At 66.7% G+C, this 18666-nt stretch carries 20 protein-coding genes and 1 tRNA gene; 10 read left to right on the forward strand and 11 right to left on the reverse strand.

Going from position 1 to position 18666, the window contains the following annotated elements:
• Positions 1 to 114 precede the first annotated feature (114 nt).
• Together iscB and ACIN94_RS23730 are read left to right on the forward strand one after the other, a co-directional pair.
• Positions 115 to 1470, forward strand: a complete 1356-nt coding sequence (gene iscB / locus ACIN94_RS23725) for an RNA-guided endonuclease IscB (protein WP_400709745.1) — start codon at positions 115 to 117, stop codon at positions 1468 to 1470.
• Positions 1470 to 2069, forward strand: coding sequence for a DUF1349 domain-containing protein (locus ACIN94_RS23730; RefSeq protein WP_400709748.1), 600 nt, complete (start codon positions 1470 to 1472; stop codon positions 2067 to 2069). Before iscB ends, ACIN94_RS23730 begins: the two co-directional genes overlap by 1 nt.
• Before the next feature lie 284 nt (positions 2070 to 2353).
• On the opposite strand, the gene ACIN94_RS23735 is transcribed toward ACIN94_RS23730, so the two are convergent.
• The 3 genes from ACIN94_RS23735 to ACIN94_RS23745 all read right to left on the reverse strand — a co-directional run bounded on the left by ACIN94_RS23735 (position 2354) and on the right by ACIN94_RS23745 (position 4555).
• On the reverse strand, positions 2354 to 2803 hold the full coding sequence (locus tag ACIN94_RS23735) for a type II toxin-antitoxin system VapC family toxin (RefSeq protein ID WP_400709751.1): 450 nt from the start codon (positions 2801 to 2803) through the stop codon (positions 2354 to 2356).
• Positions 2769 to 2972 carry a hypothetical protein gene (locus tag ACIN94_RS23740; protein WP_400709754.1) on the reverse strand — a complete coding sequence of 68 codons (204 nt, stop codon included), beginning with the start codon at positions 2970 to 2972 and terminating at the stop codon, positions 2769 to 2771. Before ACIN94_RS23740 ends, ACIN94_RS23735 begins: the two co-directional genes overlap by 35 nt.
• 983 nt (positions 2973 to 3955) lie before the next feature.
• Positions 3956 to 4555: a hypothetical protein gene (locus tag ACIN94_RS23745; protein WP_400709757.1), complete on the reverse strand. Its 600-nt coding sequence runs from the start codon at positions 4553 to 4555 to the stop codon at positions 3956 to 3958.
• Between the two features lie 388 nt (positions 4556 to 4943).
• Between ACIN94_RS23745 and ACIN94_RS23750 the strand changes: the two genes are divergently transcribed.
• Positions 4944 to 5861 (forward strand): DUF6461 domain-containing protein, encoded by a 918-nt coding sequence (locus tag ACIN94_RS23750; protein ID WP_400709760.1) that lies wholly within the window; start codon positions 4944 to 4946, stop codon positions 5859 to 5861.
• Between the two features lie 25 nt (positions 5862 to 5886).
• Here the strand turns inward: ACIN94_RS23750 and ACIN94_RS23755 are convergent, their stop codons facing one another.
• Positions 5887 to 6114 carry a hypothetical protein gene (locus ACIN94_RS23755; protein WP_400709763.1) on the reverse strand — a complete coding sequence of 76 codons (228 nt, stop codon included), beginning with the start codon at positions 6112 to 6114 and terminating at the stop codon, positions 5887 to 5889.
• A 19-nt stretch (positions 6115 to 6133) separates the two neighbouring features.
• Between ACIN94_RS23755 and ACIN94_RS23760 the strand changes: the two genes are divergently transcribed.
• Complete coding sequence (locus ACIN94_RS23760; RefSeq protein ID WP_400709766.1) at positions 6134 to 6304, forward strand: hypothetical protein; 171 nt, start codon at positions 6134 to 6136, stop codon at positions 6302 to 6304.
• A gap of 44 nt (positions 6305 to 6348) precedes the next feature.
• Here ACIN94_RS23760 and ACIN94_RS23765 read toward each other — a convergent pair.
• The 6 genes from ACIN94_RS23765 to ACIN94_RS23790 all read right to left on the reverse strand — a co-directional run bounded on the left by ACIN94_RS23765 (position 6349) and on the right by ACIN94_RS23790 (position 9387).
• Positions 6349 to 6423 (reverse strand) — tRNA-Val (locus tag ACIN94_RS23765).
• A 31-nt stretch (positions 6424 to 6454) separates the two neighbouring features.
• Positions 6455 to 7402, reverse strand: coding sequence for an ROK family protein (locus ACIN94_RS23770; RefSeq protein ID WP_400709769.1), 948 nt, complete (start codon positions 7400 to 7402; stop codon positions 6455 to 6457).
• A 111-nt stretch (positions 7403 to 7513) separates the two neighbouring features.
• Positions 7514 to 7825, reverse strand: coding sequence for a hypothetical protein (locus tag ACIN94_RS23775; protein WP_400709772.1), 312 nt, complete (start codon positions 7823 to 7825; stop codon positions 7514 to 7516).
• 60 nt (positions 7826 to 7885) lie between these two features.
• Positions 7886 to 8344 carry a peroxiredoxin gene (locus ACIN94_RS23780; protein ID WP_400709775.1) on the reverse strand — a complete coding sequence of 153 codons (459 nt, stop codon included), beginning with the start codon at positions 8342 to 8344 and terminating at the stop codon, positions 7886 to 7888.
• An 83-nt stretch (positions 8345 to 8427) separates the two neighbouring features.
• Positions 8428 to 8856, reverse strand: coding sequence for a DUF3052 domain-containing protein (locus ACIN94_RS23785; protein WP_400709778.1), 429 nt, complete (start codon positions 8854 to 8856; stop codon positions 8428 to 8430).
• Positions 8857 to 8979: 123 nt separating this feature from the next.
• On the reverse strand, positions 8980 to 9387 hold the full coding sequence (locus ACIN94_RS23790) for a secondary thiamine-phosphate synthase enzyme YjbQ (protein ID WP_400709781.1): 408 nt from the start codon (positions 9385 to 9387) through the stop codon (positions 8980 to 8982).
• 493 nt (positions 9388 to 9880) lie between these two features.
• On the opposite strand from ACIN94_RS23790, the gene aceE reads away from it, so the two are divergent.
• The gene (aceE, locus tag ACIN94_RS23795) at positions 9881 to 12628 is read left to right on the forward strand and encodes a pyruvate dehydrogenase (acetyl-transferring), homodimeric type (protein WP_400709784.1); all 2748 of its coding nucleotides are present in this window, start codon (positions 9881 to 9883) and stop codon (positions 12626 to 12628) included.
• 89 nt (positions 12629 to 12717) lie between these two features.
• On the forward strand, positions 12718 to 14277 hold the full coding sequence (locus ACIN94_RS23800; protein ID WP_400709787.1) for an alpha/beta hydrolase: 1560 nt from the start codon (positions 12718 to 12720) through the stop codon (positions 14275 to 14277).
• 89 nt (positions 14278 to 14366) lie between these two features.
• On the opposite strand, the gene ACIN94_RS23805 is transcribed toward ACIN94_RS23800, so the two are convergent.
• Positions 14367 to 15065, reverse strand: a complete 699-nt coding sequence (locus ACIN94_RS23805; protein WP_400709790.1) for a helix-turn-helix transcriptional regulator — start codon at positions 15063 to 15065, stop codon at positions 14367 to 14369.
• 115 nt (positions 15066 to 15180) lie between these two features.
• Here ACIN94_RS23805 and ACIN94_RS23810 point away from each other — a divergent pair, with 115 nt between their 5' ends.
• The 4 genes from ACIN94_RS23810 (at position 15181) to ACIN94_RS23825 (ending at position 18658) form a co-directional block, all read left to right on the forward strand.
• Positions 15181 to 15609 (forward strand): hypothetical protein, encoded by a 429-nt coding sequence (locus tag ACIN94_RS23810; protein WP_400709793.1) that lies wholly within the window; start codon positions 15181 to 15183, stop codon positions 15607 to 15609.
• 10 nt (positions 15610 to 15619) lie between these two features.
• The gene (locus ACIN94_RS23815; protein ID WP_400709796.1) at positions 15620 to 16780 is read left to right on the forward strand and encodes a glutathionylspermidine synthase family protein; all 1161 of its coding nucleotides are present in this window, start codon (positions 15620 to 15622) and stop codon (positions 16778 to 16780) included.
• A 17-nt stretch (positions 16781 to 16797) separates the two neighbouring features.
• Entirely contained in the window at positions 16798 to 17277 is a 480-nt protein-coding gene (locus tag ACIN94_RS23820; protein WP_400709799.1) for a DUF350 domain-containing protein, read from the forward strand.
• Between the two features lie 271 nt (positions 17278 to 17548).
• A complete protein-coding gene (locus ACIN94_RS23825) occupies positions 17549 to 18658 on the forward strand; it encodes a PucR family transcriptional regulator (RefSeq protein ID WP_400710147.1) in 1110 nt (369 codons plus the stop codon).
• Positions 18659 to 18666 lie beyond the last annotated feature (8 nt).

Below are 18666 nucleotides of genomic sequence, written 5' to 3' on the forward strand. Positions count from 1 at the left end.
CAAGAACGACGACACGAACGAGCAGAAGGACACGCCAGAACAGCCGACACAGAATTAGCCCAGCTCAACTGCCTTGATCAAATTGACAGGTTCCGCCTTACGGTTCACCCTGTCGTGTTCGTCCTGGACAAGCACGGCCACCCGCTCGACCCGTGCCATCCTGCTCGTGCCCGCCGCCTGCTGGCAGCCGGGCGGGCTGTGGTTCACCGCCATACCCCGTTCGTCATCCGGTTGCGTGACCGCGCCGCCGCCGACTCCACCGTCCAGGGTGTCGCGGTCGGTATCGACCCTGGCTCCAAGCACACTGGCCTCGCGGTGTTCACCGAACACAACGGGGGCCGGACCGGGAAGTATGCGATCCAGCTCGACCACCGTGGCGGAGCGATCCGCGACAAGCTCACCTCGCGGGCCGCGCTGCGCCGGGGGCGTCGTTCCCGGAACCTGCGCTACCGCGCGCCCCGGTTCAACAACCGGACCAAGCCGAAGGGGTGGCTGGCGCCGTCGCTACGGCACCGCGTCGACACCACCCTGTCGTGGATGTCACGGCTGACCCGTTGGGCACCCGTCACCGCCGTGCATGTGGAGCGGGTCGCGTTCGACACTCACGCCATGTCGGCTGGCAGGCCCCTCGTAGGAGTGGAGTACCAGCAGGGCACTCTCGCCGGGTACGAGGTCCGCGAATACCTACTCGCCAAGTGGGGGCGCACCTGCGCCTACTGCGGCGTCCAGGACGTGCCGCTGAACATTGATCACATTCACCCGCGTTCCCGGGGTGGCTCCGACCGGATCAGCAACCTCGCCCTGGCCTGCATCCCGTGCAACCAGGCGAAGAACGCCACCCCGGTGCAGAAGTTCCTGAAAGGCAAACCCGCCCTGCTGGCGAAGATCCTCAAGCAGGCAAAGACTCCGCTGCGGGACGCTGCCGCCGTCAACGCCACCCGGTGGGCGCTGTGGCGGGCACTGGAGGCGACCGGCCTGCCCGTTGCTACGGCGTCGGGCGGTCGTACGAAGTGGAACCGCTCCCGCACCCAAGCGCCGAAGTCGCACACCCTTGACGCGTTGCACGTCGGCCCCCTGGAGAACGTCACCGCCTGGCCGTCGACGGTCTTGGTGGTCAAGGCGACCGGGCGCGGTACCTACGCCCGTACCTGCACCGACCGCTACGGTTTTCCCCGGCTGCGGCTGCCCCGGACCAGGCAGGTCAAGGGGTTCGCCACCGGCGACCTGGTCCGCGCCGTCGTCCCGAGCGGCAAGAAGACCGGTGTCCACTGCGGCCGCGTCGCGGTCCGCAGCACCGGCAGTTTCAACATCACCACCCGGCACGGCACGGTGCAGGGCATCCACCACCGCCACGTCCGGCTGCTCCAACGAGCAGACGGCTACGGCTACACCACCCACCCAGAAGTGCGGCACCGTGCCGCGTTTCCTCCCCCGCCTGGGGGCGGGGGTCTCCACGCTGGAGGTACCTGATGAACGAGCCGATCGCTCTGGCAGCCTTTCCCGCACCTCTTCGCTGGCTGAATCGGCCCACGGGATGGAGCGTCGACGGAGACGACGCCCTCACCATCGCCGCGGGCCCCGGCACAGATCTGTTCACCGACCCGGGCGGCCCCGGCCGCTTCGCCAATGCTCCCGCCCTGATCGGCCGCCTCGACGGGGATTTCACGCTGAGCGCACGCATCAGACTCGATCTGCTGTCGACCTATGACGCCGGGGTCCTGCTGCTGTATGCCGACGAGCGCACCTGGGCGAAATTCTGCCTGGAGCTCTCCCCGCAGGGTAAGCCCACGGTCGTCTCGGTGGTGACCCGCGAGGTGTCCGACGACTGCAACTCCTTCACCGTCGAAGGCGACGACATCCGGCTGCGGATCTCACGGGTGGGCACCGCCTTCAGCTTCCACATCTCCAACGGTGAAGACTTCTGGCACCTCATCAGGTACTTCACACTCGACGGCAATCCGGAGATCGGCTTCCTGGCGCAGTCGCCCATGGGCGACGGTTGCACCGTCCGTTTCGAAGACGTGCGGTATTCAGCGAAAAGCCTGTCCGATCTGCGCAACGGCGAATGACTCATCGGCGCCCTCCCTCTGGACCCGGGTGGCCGCCAAGTGCTGAAGCAGGACGTGACACCGTGACCAGCCCCGTGACCCGTCTTAACAGGTCACGGGCTTGTGGTGGGCACTACTGGGTTCGAACCAGCGGCATCTTGCCTGTAAGGCGATCCGAGCGAGGACCCGACCAGGGCCGATACCGGCTCCGACCTGGGCGCACGGTCCACGGCCGTCCACCGTTGTCCGGCTCTGCCCATAGTCGTTGTCACCCAGATAGTCACTCAGGTGCAGCATGCCACCGCTCAATCCGGCAGCAACCTGAATGCCGATATGTGGCGAGGTCGGACCACTCTGAAGTGTCGATGATCCACCGTGGCGATCTCTTTCAGTCCAAGGCGTTCAGCGATGGTGATCACTGCCGAGTCGACGAGCCCCAACGGCAGATCAAGGTAGGTCTCGACGAGCTGCGCCATGCGCGGCAAGTCCTCGTCCTCCAGTTCGGCCACGTGAAAACCGTTACCGCCGAACGACTTGAGGAACGTCACCTCGGCCTGTGGACCTACGCGAGAGTCAAGGAGATAGCCGACCTCGCCCATCACCGGAGACGGCACGAGCAGTGGACCTTCAGCCTGCCGGAGGAGTTTCAGACACGCCCGGTGATGTTGGTCCTTCACGTTGCCTGCGGCGAGAAGGACACCCGTGTCACACAGGAGCACGTCAGCGGCCCCACTCCGAGCGGAGGATCTCTTCATGCCGCTCAGCAAGATCTGGGGCGGCCTCGAACGACGCGAAGAACGGAAGGTCGCGCTCGCCCGGCTCATCCTCACCCAAACGACCGCGGATGAGCTCCAAGGCCGGGCGCAACTCCGCCTCCGGCAGCTGATCCACCAGGTGATGCAGTTCCTCACGCATGACGCTCATACCAACGAGTGTAGGTCGCCTACTTTCGGTGAAGTGGGTCGATCTCTTGATCCCTGATTACGGGATGGCCGGATCCGGTCACAGGTGATCCGAACGCACGTCTCAGGCGTCACATACAAACCGCCATAAAACCGGAGACGTTGTGCATCACCCACCCCAAGGTCAACAACCATACGGCCAGCAGCCACAGCAGCAAGGCTACGATCATCCTCAGCAACCGGCACCGGGATACGGCTACGCAGCGCAGTCTTATCCACCACAATATGGTCAGCCCGGTTACGGCTACCCGCCCCCGTCTCCGCCGCCCCGGGGTAACGGCCCAGTGTTCTGGCTCCTCGTAGCCAGCGCTCCGCTCCTGTTGCTGTTCGGGTGTGTCGCTGTGGTCGGATCCGTCGCCAGAAACGAACCGGCCTCAGGACATACGACTCTTGTCCAGCCGTCCAAGCAGAACCCAGCCAAGGCACGCGCCGCAGAGAAACCGTCCGAGACGGAGAATCCGTCAGAGCCCGTCCCGGAGACGACAGCGCCAGCCGTACAGCGACTACTTGAGACGATTGAGGATGGCACATGGGTCGTTGGCGAGGACATCGCCGCCGGCAACTACAAGGTGACCGCGCCCGTGTCGAGCAGTTGCTATTGGAAGATTACAAAGTCCGGGACCAATGGGAACGACATCGTCGAGAACGATCTTCCTGGCGGAGGCCTGCCTCGTGTCACCCTATCCGAGGGGCAAGATTTCCAGTCGAGACGCTGCGGAACTTGGGCAATGCGATGACCTGCAGACTCCCACGCGATCTGACCCAGATGAAGCAGACTCCGTCAGGGGGGAGCCGAGCCCCGTTTGAGGTAACTCGCTGACCTGGCGATCCGCACAGCGAACCGACCAGGGCTGATATCGGCCCTGGCCTGGGCGTACGGTCCACAGCGATCCACCGTTGTCCGGCCCGTCCGGGGTCGTTGTCACCCAGTTGGTCACCCACGACTCAGAAGTTCTCGCTCCACAGGTACCAGGGGCCGTAGTAGTGCTCGACGTCGGATTTGTATTCCTCTTCTTTCGGCAGTGAAGGTTCCCCGTGCGGGCTCCAGATGAAGCCATGAGCGTGAATGCCATTTCCCCCGCCTGCCAATGCGAAGCGCACCGTGCCCTCATGCCGTTCGGCCCAGGAGATCTCGAACAGCCCGAGCGTCGCGGCATCCATCCTCCAGTCGGCGCTTCCCGCTACCGCTGACCGTGCGACCTTCTCGAAGCTCTCCTCGGACAGGGAGAATCTGAATCTTCCAGGCCCCACGGCAGTCAGCGCGAACACCAGAATTCCGACGATCGCCGGTGCTGCCCAGCGCAACAGGTTTCGTTTGACACCAGGCCGACCTTCCGAATTGAAAACCTCCACGGCGAGGCGCACGAACCAGATCACACCTAGTACGAAGAACGCCAGGAGAACAGGCAACACCCACAGAGGAGGGCCGCCACTGGGAAAGCTTGCCCCGTACAACAGCAGCAGTCCAATGACCACCAGTGAGCCGATCAACGGAAAACCCGGTGCGCCGATCGAACTCCTCGGGGTCCGCTCTTTCGAAATCACGGCAACTCCAACCAGGGTCGATCAAGGCATCTCATGATCCACGCGAATCCTATCCATGGATCCCGATAAGCACAGAGTGCCGGAAACCCGGAGTTCTGCTCAGGGTTCAGAAAGCGGAGAAAAGGCCCCGGAAATCGTTCTCATTCACGACCCCGCCGCCATGCGATCTACCGCTGCTCAGGGTGATTGCCGTCCGGCTCGTCACCTAGAATTCGCGCGCTCTCGCGGGTCATCCGCCCAGACATCCCGACCGGTGCTTCACAGCTCGGAGACGTGGTAGCCGAATCGGTCGACAGGCCGTCGTCCTCGTAGCGGCGCAAGTGCATCATCGGCGAGTCGTGGCCGACTCCGACTACATCGCTCTACTCGAACGGGAAGTGAGGGCATCATGACCGCACGACGCAGCCGGGGAAACGGTGGCCTGTACCGGGACGAGCAGCGAGAGTGCTGGATCGCCTCGGCGACGGTCGGCTACACCCCCGCCGGGAAGCACATCGTCGAGAAGGCCGGCAGCAGGACCAAGACCGAAGCCAAAGACAGGCTCAAGGAGATCATCCGCGGCTATGACGACGGCCCGGCCATCGCACCGACCCACTACACGGTGGCCGACGCCGTGAAGTACTGGTTGCAGCACGGCCTGGGCAGGCGATCCGCGACCACTTGGCATCATGCCACCTACCTGATCAAGGGAGTTGAAGTGACCGACCCTTACGCGGAGTTCCGCTGGCTCGACGAGGACTTGGGAGAGATCTACTGTGTGTCCTTCGTGCGGGGTATCCCCCCCTTTGAGGCGCTCACCCGGTTCGGGACCGTTTCGGGCACAATCGAGGAAGTGACCTTCGACGAGGTGTGCGGACGCGCGTTCGCAGAAGCGGAAGCCTCCACCCGGGCCCTGCCCGGTTACATAGGTGCCGTACAAATCGACGGCTGGTCCCTGATCGTTGAACCTTTGGGATGGTTGGCCGCTGATCCCGACGTACGGGCCAGACTGTCCCACGGAACAGAGATGGTCGTGATCACCCGGCACGAATACTCCACGGAAGAGTTCATCCACGAGATCGACGGAGAGACGGCCACATACTTCCATCTCATCGCCCCGCAGCATCGCTGGGGCAGCAACCCGGACCGCTGGTTGGACGCCATGCGCGAGGCGGGGCTGGACACCGACCATGACGAATCCGGGAACTCGCACCCGGATTTCACGTTCGCGAACGCGTTCGCCCTCGCCAGCAAGGTCACCGGAGTCCGCTTTTCAAAAGACGTCCTGAACCTACAGTTCCTTGGCGCGGAAACCCACGAGAGCTGACCCGGCAATCCACTGTTCAGAGAATTCAGGCGCGCATGGGATAGCGGGTCAGCAGTCCTCGCACCTGGGGTTCGTCGGCGCTGACCCAGTGCATGTACGCAGGTTCGTCGGCTCCGGCCATGCTCGCCAAGGCCGTGCTCGCCTGGCCCAGCGCTCTGAGGCGGGCTGGGCTTCTCCGGCGCGGGCGTGTGCCCAGGCGGTAGGTCTGGGTGGCCTGCTCGTGCTGTATCGAGAAGGCGGGACTCCGTGGCACCGACTGGACTCCTCGCGAGATGCGGCACAGCTCCGTCTCGCTGCTGTCGGACTCCGGCGTCCCCATCGAGGACATCTCACGGCTCGTCGGCCATCGGAACACGGTGGTCACGGAGACGGTCTACAGGAAGCAGATCCGGCCGGTGCTCATGCAGGGCGTGGAGGCGATGGGCGACATCTTCGGGAGTTAGTCACTCACGCCCCGTTCCGAAGATCAGGAACGGGGGGTTCTGGCTGGTGGGCACTACTGGGTTCGAACCAGTGACATCTCGCTTGTAAGGCGAGCGCTCTACCGCTGAGCTAAGCGCCCGGGAATCCCGTACGACAGACGGGACAACACTTTACGCCACCCGGCGGGACTTCAGCACATCCACCGGCCAGGTGGCGCCGGCGTCGGGGGCTCCGGCCGCCCGCCAGCCGAGAAGAGCCGCGCCGAGCATGCCCGCGTTGACGCCCAGGGCGGCCGTGCGGAGCGGAGGGGCGTCGCGGAAGGTGAGGCGCTCGCGGAGGCGGACGGCCAGCGGGTCGCACAGGACGGGGCCCGCTCCGGCCAGACCGCCGCCCAGGACGATCGCGGAGGGATCCAGGAGCAGCGTGTACGTGGCCAGAGCGAGGGAGAGGGCCTCCACGGCGTCGTCCCACACCTCCGTGGCCAGGGGGTCGCCGGAGAGGGTCAGCGCGGCGACCTGTTCGGCCGTGGCGGGCGAGGCGGCACGGGCGGAGTATCGGCGGCTCACAGCGGAGGCCGAGGCGTAGGTCTCCAGGCAGCCGAGCTGCCCGCAGGCACACGTCTCACCGTCGGGGAAGACCGGGGTGTGACCGATCTCACCACTCCATCCGGCGGTCCCGCCGTACGGCTCGCCACCGAGGATCACGGCACCCGCGATGCCCGTCCCGATGGGCAGGAAAAGGAAGTCGGATACCTCGCGGCCGGCACCGAGCACACTTTCGGCGAGGCCGCCGGTGCGTACGTCGTGGCCGAGCATGACGGGCACGTCGAGCGGGACGAAGTCACCTGCCGGGACGTCGCGCCAGCCGATGTTGGCCGAGTAGAGGGCCGCGTCGGCGGTGACCAGCCCCGGCACGGCCAGACCGACTCCTGCGGGGGTGCCGTCGCCTGCGGCGGCGAGGTCGGCGATGAAGGACCGAATCACCTCGACGACAGCGGCGGGCCCTTCACCGCGTGGGGTCTCGCGACGGTCGGTGAGAACGATCTCACCCGAACGGGTGACGAGACCGCCCTTCATGGACGTGCCGCCGACGTCAAGGGCCACAACGGAGGAGCTCATGCACGCATCCAGCGGGTCGAAGGGGCGAGATCGAGCCCGACCCTAGCGCATGGAAAGATCGGCGGGTCGCTCCACGTGCCCATATACGCACATAAAGCTAATTCACCAGCGTCAATGGACGCGGCCGAGGACTCGGTTCAGCGCCGCTTCGACCTCATCCGCCAGGCCGGGAGCGTAGGACACGGCCAGTTGCTCACCGGTCCGCGTCGGCCGTACCGATCCGCAGGACCGGCACTCCACCTCACCGAGTCGGCAGATGAGCGCGACGGAGCCGCAGGAGGAGCAGGTGTCGAGATCGAGATCGTGGGTGCGCTGGCAGTCCGGGCAGATGAGCACCTGAGCCTCCCGGCGCACTCCTCGCTTCCACGGGCTGGCACCACGGATCGGGTCGGTCTGCCTGGCCCCGCAGGAGAAGCAGGGCATGGTCGCCTCCGGAAAGTCCGAGACCGGCGGACGCTCCGTGAGCGTCCGCCGGATCACCGCTTAGGGAAGTTCGGCGAGCACCTTGCGGTACTCGGCGATGTCACGCGCCTCTGGAATCGGGTTCACGACGTTCCAGCGGACCACGCCCTCGCCGTCGATGATGAAAGTGCCCCGTGTTGCGAGGCCCTTCTCCTCATCGAACACACCGTACGCCTGGGCGACCTGTCCGTGTGGCCAAAAATCGGAGAGCAGAGGGAAGGTGTATCCCTCCTGGTCGGCCCAGGCACGGTGGGTGAACATCGAGTCGACCGAGACGGTCAGCACCTGGACGTCCTCGGGCACGGTGGCGATGAACTCGTCGCGGATGACGCAGAGCTCACCCTGACAGACGCCGCTGAACGCGAGAGGGTAGAAGATCAGGACGACCTTCCTGCCTCGGTAGTCCGAAAGCTTGATCGGAGTGCCGTGCTGATCCTTCAGCTCGAAGTCCGGAGCCGGAGATCCCACCTCGACTGCCATGTAAAGGTCCTTTCATCGGATGACCTGCAAAGTCATCATCATGCCGTACGGCTCGCGAGAGCCGTACGGCAAGGCGAGGACCCTTAGCGACGCGCCCGGGGCGTGGCCAGTCTCGTTCCTGACCAGTCAGGGGCGGCACTGATGCTGCTGGTCTGCGAAAGACCCGCCGTCGTGGCATCTTCCCCGATGTCGCTTGGCTCCACGTGCCCGTCCCGCCCCGCCTTGGGGGTCAGCAGCCAGATCTGGCCCCCCTCGCTCAGGTTGGTCAACACGCCGCTCAGGGCGTCGAACAGATCGCCGTCACCATCGCGCCACCACAGCAGCACGACGTCGACGACGTCCTCGAAGTCCTCATCGACAAGCTCGTTGCCGGTCAGTTCCTCGATGGAGTCGCGCAGATCGTCATCGGCGTCCTCATCCCATCCGATCTCCTGCACCACCTGACCCGGCTTGAGACCGAGTCGTTCGGCCAGGCCGCGTTCGCCCTGCGCCTGACCCGCGGTCGCGCTCACGTTTGTCCCTCCTGCTTGGATGGCCCCGCAATTACACGGTGCTCAAAGTGCTTCGGCACAGTCCACACGCTGTGACCCTCGGTCGTCAACGGTCGCCACGGCAACGACTGGGCTACGTATGAATTAGCCCGACAAAAATGACAAACGGACCTGGCGTTCCCGATTGTCGATGTTGAGATCCACAACGGCGATGGACTGCCAGGTGCCCAGCGCGAGCCGCCCGGACAGAACCGGGACGGTGGCGTACGGAGGTATGAGAGCAGGCATGACATGCGACCGGCCATGCCCTCTGGATCCGTGCGCATGCCTCCATCGCTCGTCGGCCGGAAGGAGATCCTTCAAGGCCGCGATCAGGTCGTCGTCGCTGCCCGAGCCGAGCTCGATCAGCGCGACCCCCGCGGTCGCGTGCGGCACGAAGACGTTCAGCAGACCGTCTCCCCCGCATGACCGGACGAAGCTCTCGCACTCGGAGGTAATATCGTGCACCCGCTCGCGGGAACCCGTAACCACCTCGACTGTCTGAGATCTCACATACCCGATCCTACGATCCATCCTGAGCTGGGACGACGACCGCGCGCTGTCTGGGCGACACGAGATGCGCACATCCGCCGCCGAACCGCACCGTATAAGGGGGAACGTACTTTATATCGCTCGGCTGAATGATCTTTCTTTACCGGCCCGGAGAGTCGGCCGGATCCTTCTCCACGGTCTTCAGGCGCCGGCCGCGGCGCCGTACGTCGCAGGTGCCACCACCGCCGCCACATGGGCCCCCGGCGTCTCCCCCGGAACGGACCGGCGCCGGGGAACCTCGGATTCGCACGCCCCGGGCCTCCAGAAAAGAGGACCGTCCATGTACGCTTTGGTGACAATTCGTCCTACCATCGGTGGTCTAGGCCACTTATATGCCCCTGCCAGCAGGGACTTCCTGGTTACCGGTCAGTAAAGATGCACTTTCCGGGGTAAGAGACCAGGATGGAAGACGACCTACACCAGACAAAAGTCCATCCTCGGAAGGCGAGACCCAGTGGCTTCCGGACGCCAGCGTTTCTCGGTCATCAGCGACGGCCTACCCAGCCAGCTCCCTGATGTCGACCCCAGTGAGACCCAGGAGTGGCTCGAGTCGCTCGACAACGTCATCAAGACGGAAGGTCGCACTCGGGCCCGTTATTTGATGCTCCGCCTGTTGGAGCGGGCCCGCGAACACCAGGTCGGTGTGCCCGGCCTGCGGAGCACCGACTACATCAATACCATTCCTCCGGAACGTGAGCCCTGGTTCCCCGGCGACGAATACGTCGAGCGCCGGATCCGCGCCTACATCCGGTGGAACGCGGCCGTCATGGTGACCCGGGCCAACGCCCGCACCAACGTCGGCGGCCACATCGCCACCTACGCCTCGGCCGCGTCACTCTACGAGGTGGGCTTCAACCACTTCTTCCGCGGTAAGGACCACGGCGAGTCCGGTGACCAGGTCTTCATCCAGGGCCACGCCGCACCGGGCATCTACGCCCGGGCGTTCCTGGAGGGCCGCCTCAACGAGGCCCAGCTGGACGCCTTCCGGCAGGAGCTGTCGCACGGCTTCAAGGGCCTGCCCTCCTACCCGCATCCGCGCCTGATGCCGGACTTCTGGGAGTTCCCCACGGTCTCCATGGGCCTCGGCCCGATCGGCGCGATCTACCAGGCCCGGTTCAACCGCTACCTGCTGAACCGGAAGATCAAGGACACCAGCCGCAGCCACGTCTGGTGCTACCTGGGCGACGGCGAGATGGACGAGCCGGAGTCGCTCGGCGCGATCGGCCTGGCCGCCCGCGAGGAGCTCGACAACCTCACCTTCGTCATCAACTGCAACCTGCAGCGTCTCGACGGCCCGGTGCGCGGCAACGGCAAGATCATCCAGGAGCTGGAGTCCTACTTCCGCGGCGCCGGCTGGAACGTCATCAAGGTCGTCTGGGGCCGCGACTGGGACCCGCTGCTGGCGGCCGACGTCGACGGCGTGCTGGTCAACAAGATGAACACCGTCCCCGACGGCCAGTTCCAGACCTACTCCGTCGAGAGCGGCGACTACATCCGCGAGGACTTCTTCGGCGGCGACCCCCGCCTCCGCAAGATGGTCGAGCACCTGTCGGACGAGGAAATCCGCAAGCTCTCGCGTGGCGGCCACGACTACCGCAAGGTCTACGCGGCCTACAAGGCGGCCCGTGAGCACGTCGGCCAGCCGACGGTCATCCTCGCCCAGACCATCAAGGGCTGGACGCTCGGCAAGGACTTCGAGGCGCGCAACGCGACGCACCAGATGAAGAAGATGTCCAAGGCCGATCTCAAGGAGTTCCGCGACCGGCTCTACCTGCCGATCCCCGACTCCGCGCTCGAGGGTGACCTGCCGCCCTACTTCCACCCGGGCGAGAACGATCCCGAGATCGAATACATGAAGGAGCGCCGCGCGGCCCTGGGCGGCTTCCTGCCCAAGCGCGTGGTCCGCGCCAAGCCGGTCAAGCTCCCCGGTGACGCTGCCTACGCGCAGCTCAAGAAGGGTTCCGGCAAGCAGAACGTCGCCACCACCATGGCGTTCGTCCGGCTGCTGAAGGACCTGATGCGCGACAAGGAGATCGGTCACCGGTTCGTGCCGATCATCCCCGACGAGGCGCGCACCTTCGGTCTTGACGCGATCTTCCCGACCGCCAAGATCTACTCGCCGCACGGCCAGACCTACGAAGCCGTGGACCGCGAGCTGCTGCTGTCCTACAAGGAGTCGACCGAGGGTCAGATCCTGCACGAGGGCATCAGCGAGTCGGGCTCGATGGCCTCGACGATCGCCGTGGGCTCGGCGTACGCCACGCACGGCGAGCACATGATCCCCATCTACATCTTCTACTCGATGTTCGGCTGGCAACGCACGGCCGACCAGATGTGGCAGCTCGCCGACCAGATGGGCCGGGGCTTCCTGCTCGGCGCCACCGCCGGCCGCACCACGCTGAACGGTGAGGGTCTGCAGCACGAGGACGGGCACACCCCGCTGATCGCCTCGACGAACCCGGCGGCGGTGTCCTACGACCCCTCGTGGGGCTTCGAGGTCGCCCACATCGTCAGGGACGGCCTGCGGAGGATGTACGGCGAGCAGCCGGAGAACGTCTTCTACTACCTGACCGTCTACAACGAGCCCTACCCCCAGCCGGCCGAGCCCGCCGACCTGGACGTGGAGGGCCTGCTCAAGGGCCTGTACCGGTTCGCCGCGGCTCCGGCCGCACCGGGCCCGAAGGCCAACATCCTGGTGTCCGGCGTGGCCGGCCCGTGGGCCATCGAGGCCCAGCGGATGCTGGCCGAGGAGTGGGGCGTGGCGGCCGAGGTCTGGTCGGCCACCTCCTGGGCCGAGCTGCGCCGCGAGGCGCTGGCGGCCGAGGAGCACAACCTGCTCAACCCCGACTCCGAGCAGCGCGTGCCGTACGTGACCCAGGCACTGTCGGCGGCCCAGGGTCCGTTCGTGGGCGTCAGCGACTACATGCGCGCGGTGCAGGACCAGATCGCCCAGTGGGTTCCGGGTGACTGGACCTCGCTCGGCACCGACGGCTTCGGCCTGTCGGACACCCGGTCGGCGCTGCGCCGCCACTTCCACGTGGACGCGGCGTCCATCACGCTCGCCGTGCTCACCCAGCTCGTCCGGCGCGGCGAACTCGACGCGACGGTGCTGAACGAGGCGATCGCCAAGTATCACCTGAAGAACGGCGTTACCGAGGCGGGCGGCGCGGAAAGCAACGACACTCAGTCCATGGGGCTGTGATCCTCGCCGGGCGGGTCCTTCTGTGGAAGGGCCCGCCCGGTTAGTGTTGAATCGCTTCCCCCGGCGAACGATTCGAGGGGGAGCATTCCGTGCGAACAATCCTGGCGGCCGCCGGCGTGACGGCGATCCTGTCCACCACGCTGGCCGCCTGCGGCAACGGCGACGCCGCAACCGACGGGTACGGCGCCGCAGGCGGTCCTTCCACGCCGGGTTCCGTCCAGAGCCCGGCCGAGCCGTCGAACCTGATCGCCTGGAGCACGTGCACCGACATCGAACGTCCGGACGGGCAGGCTCCCGCCAAGCCCGACCCCAGCCTGCAGTGCGGAAAGCTGCAGGTCCCACTCGACTACGCCAAACCCACCGGCGAGACCCTGGACATCGCGGTGATCAGGATCAGGGCCACCGGTCCCGGCCGGCGGCTCGGCTCCCTGGTCTTCAATTTCGGCGGCCCCGGCGCGTCCGGGGTCGACACCCTGGCCAGGGCCTACAAGGTCTTCGGCACCCTGCGCGCCCGCTACGACCTGGTCAGCTTCGACCCGCGCGGAGTGGAGCGCAGCTCCGGCGTCAGGTGCGGCGACAACCAGATCATGGACAGGTTCACCTCGATGGACAGCCTGGCCACCACACCGGCGCAGCAGGCCGAGATGGACAGGACCATCAAGGAGTTCGCCGACGCCTGTGAGCGGACCTCCGGTAAGGTCCTCCCCTACGTCGGCACGGTGAACGCCGCCCGGGACATGGACCGGCTCCGTGAGGCGGTGGGCGACAGGCGGCTCAACTACTTCGGTATCTCGTACGGCACGCAGCTCGGCGCGGTCTACGCGACCCAGTTCCCCAAGAACGTGGGCCGTTTCGTGCTGGACGCCCCACTCGACCCCAGCGTCGGCCTGGACAAGCGCACGCTGGTTCAGACCGCCGGGTTCCAGCACGCCTACGAGGCCTTCCTGAAGGACTGTGTCAAGGGACCGGGCCAGTGCGAGCTCGGCTCCGACGTGACCATCGCCAACAAGAACGTCGACAGCTTCCTCGCCGACCTGCAGAAGAATCCGCTGCCGGTCCGCGATCGCAAGCTCACCCAGGGACTGGCGAACACCGGTGTCGTCGCCGCGCTGTACTCCAAGCTGACGTGGCCGCTACTGGAGCACGCGCTGGGCCAGGGGCTCAAGGGCGACGGCCGGATCCTGCTGGCCCTGTCCGACAGCTACAACGGCCGCAAGCCCGACGGGTCCTACTCGAGTCTCATGAGCAGCTTCCCTGCCATCAGCTGCGTCGACACCGCCGAACGGCCGACTCCCCAGGAGCTTGCCACGACCCAGGCCGACGCGGTGAAGATCTCCCCGCTGTTCGCCAGCCAGGGCATGGGCAGCATCTGCGCGGCGTGGCCGGTCCCGGGCAGCGACGAGGCCAGGAAGGTTAACGCCGCCGGCTCCGCGCCGATCGTGGTGATCGGCGGCACCGGCGACCCCGCCACGCCGTACCAGTGGGCGCCGAAGCTGGCCGAGGAACTCGGGACAGGTGTGCTGGTCACCTACAAGGGCGAGGGCCACGGCGCGTACCTGTCCGGCGACACCTGTGTGAAGAAGGTCATCGACACCTACCTGATCGACGGGAAGACTCCCTCGAAGGGCATCACCTGCTCCGCGTCCTGACCGGCGAGGGACGCCTCCCGTCATCGCGATCCGGCCGGCCCCTCCCGCCGGCACTGATTCGGCGGCCTCCGGCGGGGGAATTCACGATCTCATCCGAGGTCCAGATTCCCCGTGAGCACCCGGGGAATCTGCGGGGAGAAACGCTCCGGTGGATGCTCGGGGGAGACCTCCTCGGTCTCCTCCGCCCAGCGGATCCGGTCGAGCCGGAAGACTCGCGCATCCTGCCGGAGCCTGCACATGCCCACGAGATACCAGTGGCCGCCGCGTCCGCCCACGAAGATCGCCGGCTCCACCTCGCGCGTGGTGGTCCGGCCCTTCCTGTCCTCGTATTCGATCCGCAGCACCCTGCGGTGCAGAAGCGCCTGCTCGATCACTCGCGACACCCGGGGGTAGGGCTCCGGTTCGACGGCCGTGCGCGCCCGGGCCGGTTTCCCCGCCCCGGCGTCCCCGGAGGGCGACAGCGCGGCGGTCAGCTTGCGCAGGGCACTGCGGGCATGGAGGGCGAGAGGGTCGTTCCCGGCCCGTTCGAGCGCCACCGCCACCGCCACCGCCTCGGCCGAGGTGAAGTTGAGCGGGGGCAGGGACATCCTCTTGTCGAGGACGTAACAGCCGCGTCTGCCGGGTTCGGCGCAGATCGGCACCCCCGACCGCTGAAGCGCCGAGATGTCGCGCTCGACCGTGCGGACGCTCACCTCGAACCTGGCGGCGAGCTCACGCGCCGACCGGAACCGGGGCGAGATCGCGCGGAGTTCCTCGGCCAGAGCGTAAAGCCGATCGGTACGGTCCACACCTGTGACGTTACGCCGCGACACCGACAGTCTCGATGGGTGCCGATCCATTTACCATGGTTGAACAGACAAAACCACATCGATAGCCTACGACGACACATCTCATTGGAGTTCGATGGCCGTAGGACCAGACCAACCACTGGCGGCAGAGCCGGACCCTCCCAGCGAATCCACGTCCAAGCCTCCGGGCACCAAGGCGTCCACGGTTATCACGGTCACCGGGCTGGGCGTCGTCTCGCTGCTCCTCATCAGCTACTGCGCGGCTCAGAACGACTACGAGGAGGTCGGCGCCGACTGCGTGGACCTCGGCAGCGGCCAGGCGGACGGGTCCTACACGGTCGTCGACGACGACTACTGCGATGACTCCTCCTACCACGGATCCCACGGCGCCTACAGGTGGTACTACGGGGGCATGAGATCCGGGGTACGGATGGGAGGCGGCACCCTCATCCGTCCCTCGGATGTCAACATCACAAGCCACCGGGGCACGGTGATCCAGCGCGGCGGCTTCGGTGGCCACGGCGGCTGGCACGGCGGGAGCTGAGCCCGAACCGATGAGACGCGAGACCTCACTCCCCCGGGACGGCTGGGAGAGCATCATCGAGAGTCACGGGCTGGCCTACCACCGCTCCGCGCACCCCGGCGGCCTTGACCGCCCCTACTGGGACGAGGGCGTGCAGTACGTCTTCTCCATGGACGAGATCCTCGACCTGGAGAACCAGGTCGAGGAACTGCACCGGATGTGCCTGCACGCGGTGGAGCACGTCATCGAACACGGCCGCTACGCCGACTTCGCCATCCCCGAATGGGTGGCACCGGAGATCGCCCGCTCCTGGGAGCGGAACGATCCTCACCTGCTGGGCCGGTTCGACCTGCGCTACGACGGGACCGGCCCCGCCAAGCTGCTGGAATACAATGCCGACACCCCGACCAGCCTGCTGGAGAGCTCGGTCGTGCAGTGGTTCTGGCTGCGGGACCGCTACCCGGACGACGACCAGTGGAATTCCATCCATGAGCGGCTGATCGCCCGATGGCAGCAGATAGCGGCCTGCCTGCCCACCGGGCCGGCGCACTTCGCCTGGACCAGCATGGACCAGACCGGCGAGGAGGCGATGACCCTCGCCTATCTCCAGGAGACCGCCGACCAGGCCGGGCTGAAGACGCTCGCCGTGGCCATGGAGGACATCGGCTGGGACGGTCTCAATCTGCGGTTCGTGGACATGGAACGCCGGGTGATCCGCTCGCTCTGCAAGCTGTACCCGTGGGAGTGGGCGGTCACCGACCCGTTCGGCGCTCATGCGGTGCGCCAGCAGGTCTCAATGAGCTGGATCGAGCCGCTGTGGAAGATGTTGCTGTCCAACAAGGCGCTGCTCGCAGTGCTCTGGGAGCTGTATCCCGGCCATCGGAACCTGCTCCCGGCCTACCTTGACGGCCCTCGCGACATGTCCTCCTACATCGTGAAGCCCCTACTCGGCAGGGAGGGCGCGAGCATGCGGATCGTCACCCCCGACGGCCGCGTCGAGACTCCCGGCGGCTACGGCGCCGAGGGCCATGTCTACCAGGAGTTCCAGGCACTGCCCGTCTTCGACGGCTGGCGTCCCGTGCTGGGCGCCTGGGTCATTCACGACGAGGCGGCCGGAGCCGGCATCCGTGAGACCTCAGGGTTCATCACCGACGACACGTCGTCCTTCGTCCCGCACCGCATCGAACTCTGACCTGTGGAGAGAGTTACATGAGTCCCATCCCCCCGCCCGTCCCGCTCCCGGCCGGCGCCGAGATGGTATCGCTGACCGAGAACCTCGGGCGCGGCGCGCTCGCCATCGCCTCCTACGCCGCGCTCGGCGTGATCCTGCTGATCGCCGGTTTCTACGTGATCGACATGGCTGTCCCCGGCAAGCTCAGCCGGCTGATCAGGTCCGACCGTAACTCCAACGCCACCCTGCTCACCGGATCGGGCCTGGCGGCCGTCGGGCTGATCGTCGCGGCCTCCATCTGGTCCTCGGGCGGAGTCCTGTACGAGGGCCTGCTCGCGACCGCGGTGTTCGGCCTGGTGGGCATCGCCGTACAGACGGTGGCGAGGATCGTGTTCGACAAGGTCGCGGGATTCTCGGTACGCGAGCTGGTCAGGGAGCCAGAACTCCAGCCCGGCGCCTGCCTCCTGGCCGTCATCTACCTGGCCATCGGCCTGATCACCGCCGTCGCCGTCATCTGATGATCCGGGACCGGCGAGGCGCCGCACCGCGCCCCGCCGTACGGGCCGGAGACCCGCGCGGGCCATCCTCTCCGGACGGCCCGCGGACCGGACACCCGCCCGACGTTCCGGACAACGGCTGGCGCATCCCGCGCGACCTGGCACTCTTAGTGACGTGAGGGAGCGGAACGAACGAGCCAGCAAACACAGCGACGTCGTGGTCCAGCTCGGCGGAGAAGAGCTCGACCAGGATCGGATACGGGAAGACACCACGTTCAGGCTCGAACGGGCCATGGGCACCCTGGGTACGGCCGCCATGTCGAGGATGGACGACCGGCTGATGTGGTTCCGCGCCCTGTCGGCCGAGGACAGATCCTGGGTCGGCCTGGTGGCCCAGGCGGGGATCGCTGCGTTCGTGGAGTGGTTCCAGCACGCCGGAGAGGGCCGCCCGACGCCCAGCATCGAATTCTTCGGCACCGCGCCCCGGGAGCTGAAACGCTCCATCTCGCTGCAGCAGACCGTGGACATCGTCCGAGTCGTGGTCGAGGTGGTCGAGGCGCAGACCGGGGATCTGGCCGCGCCCGGCGGGGAGGACCAGCTCCAGCAGGCGATGCTCCGCTACACCCGCGACGTGGCGTTCGCCGCCGCCCAGGTCTACGCGCGTGAGGCGGAGGCGCGCGGCGCCTGGGACGCGCGGCTGGAGGCGCTGATCGTGGACGCGCTGGTCCGGGGCGAGGTCGACGACGGTCTGCACTCCTGGGCGGCCGCGCTCGGCTGGACCTCCTCCCCCATCGTGGTGCTGGCCGGACAGGCGCCTGACGACGACCCCCAGGCGGTGGTCGACGGGCTGCGCGACCGGGGCCGCAGGTCCGGGCTGGACCTGCTGGCCGGGGTCCAGAACGACCGGCTGATCGTGATCGTGGGCGGGGCGGACAGTGTCAGCACCGCGGCCAAGCACGTGCTGCCGCGCTTCGGTCCCGGCCCGATCGTGATCGGGCCGGAGGTGAACGATCTGCAGGCGGCCGCGAGTTCGGCACGGGCGGCGATCGCCGGCCTGCGGGCGGCCTCCGGGTGGCCGGACGCACCCCGGCCGGTCCACGCCGAGGATCTGCTCGCCGAGCGGGCGATCGACGGCGACGCCGACGCCAGGGAACAGCTGATCGAGAACGTCTATCTGCCGCTGATGGGCACACCGCTCCTCGACACGCTCGCGACCTACCTCGAACAGGGCACGTCCCTGGAGGCCACGGCCCGGTTGCTCTTCGTGCACCCGAACACGGTGCGCTACCGTCTACGTAAGATCACCGAGCTGACCGGATACCAGCCCACGGAGGGCCGTTCCGCTTTCACTCTGCAGGTCGGCCTCATTCTCGGCCGCCTGGGTGGAGCAACCACGATCTAGTCTCCCTA

This window comes from Streptosporangium sp. NPDC087985 (assembly GCF_044741965.1).
In the GTDB taxonomy this organism is placed as follows: domain Bacteria; phylum Actinomycetota; class Actinomycetes; order Streptosporangiales; family Streptosporangiaceae; genus Streptosporangium.

Excerpts from the sequence above, each read along its gene's own strand:
- ACIN94_RS23730 (WP_400709748.1), top strand. The coding sequence starts at position 1,470 with ATGAACGAGCCGATCGCTCTGGCAGCCTTTCCCGCACCTCTTCGCTGG.
- ACIN94_RS23735 (WP_400709751.1), bottom strand. The coding sequence starts at position 2,803 with ATGAAGAGATCCTCCGCTCGGAGTGGGGCCGCTGACGTGCTCCTGTGT.
- ACIN94_RS23740 (WP_400709754.1), bottom strand. The coding sequence starts at position 2,972 with ATGAGCGTCATGCGTGAGGAACTGCATCACCTGGTGGATCAGCTGCCG.
- ACIN94_RS23750 (WP_400709760.1), top strand. The coding sequence starts at position 4,944 with ATGACCGCACGACGCAGCCGGGGAAACGGTGGCCTGTACCGGGACGAG.
- ACIN94_RS23760 (WP_400709766.1), top strand. The coding sequence starts at position 6,134 with ATGCGGCACAGCTCCGTCTCGCTGCTGTCGGACTCCGGCGTCCCCATC.
- ACIN94_RS23770 (WP_400709769.1), bottom strand. The coding sequence starts at position 7,402 with ATGAGCTCCTCCGTTGTGGCCCTTGACGTCGGCGGCACGTCCATGAAG.
- ACIN94_RS23775 (WP_400709772.1), bottom strand. The coding sequence starts at position 7,825 with ATGCCCTGCTTCTCCTGCGGGGCCAGGCAGACCGACCCGATCCGTGGT.
- ACIN94_RS23780 (WP_400709775.1), bottom strand. The coding sequence starts at position 8,344 with ATGGCAGTCGAGGTGGGATCTCCGGCTCCGGACTTCGAGCTGAAGGAT.
- ACIN94_RS23810 (WP_400709793.1), top strand. The coding sequence starts at position 15,181 with ATGGCCGTAGGACCAGACCAACCACTGGCGGCAGAGCCGGACCCTCCC.
- ACIN94_RS23815 (WP_400709796.1), top strand. The coding sequence starts at position 15,620 with ATGAGACGCGAGACCTCACTCCCCCGGGACGGCTGGGAGAGCATCATC.
- ACIN94_RS23820 (WP_400709799.1), top strand. The coding sequence starts at position 16,798 with ATGAGTCCCATCCCCCCGCCCGTCCCGCTCCCGGCCGGCGCCGAGATG.
- ACIN94_RS23825 (WP_400710147.1), top strand. The coding sequence starts at position 17,549 with ATGGGCACCCTGGGTACGGCCGCCATGTCGAGGATGGACGACCGGCTG.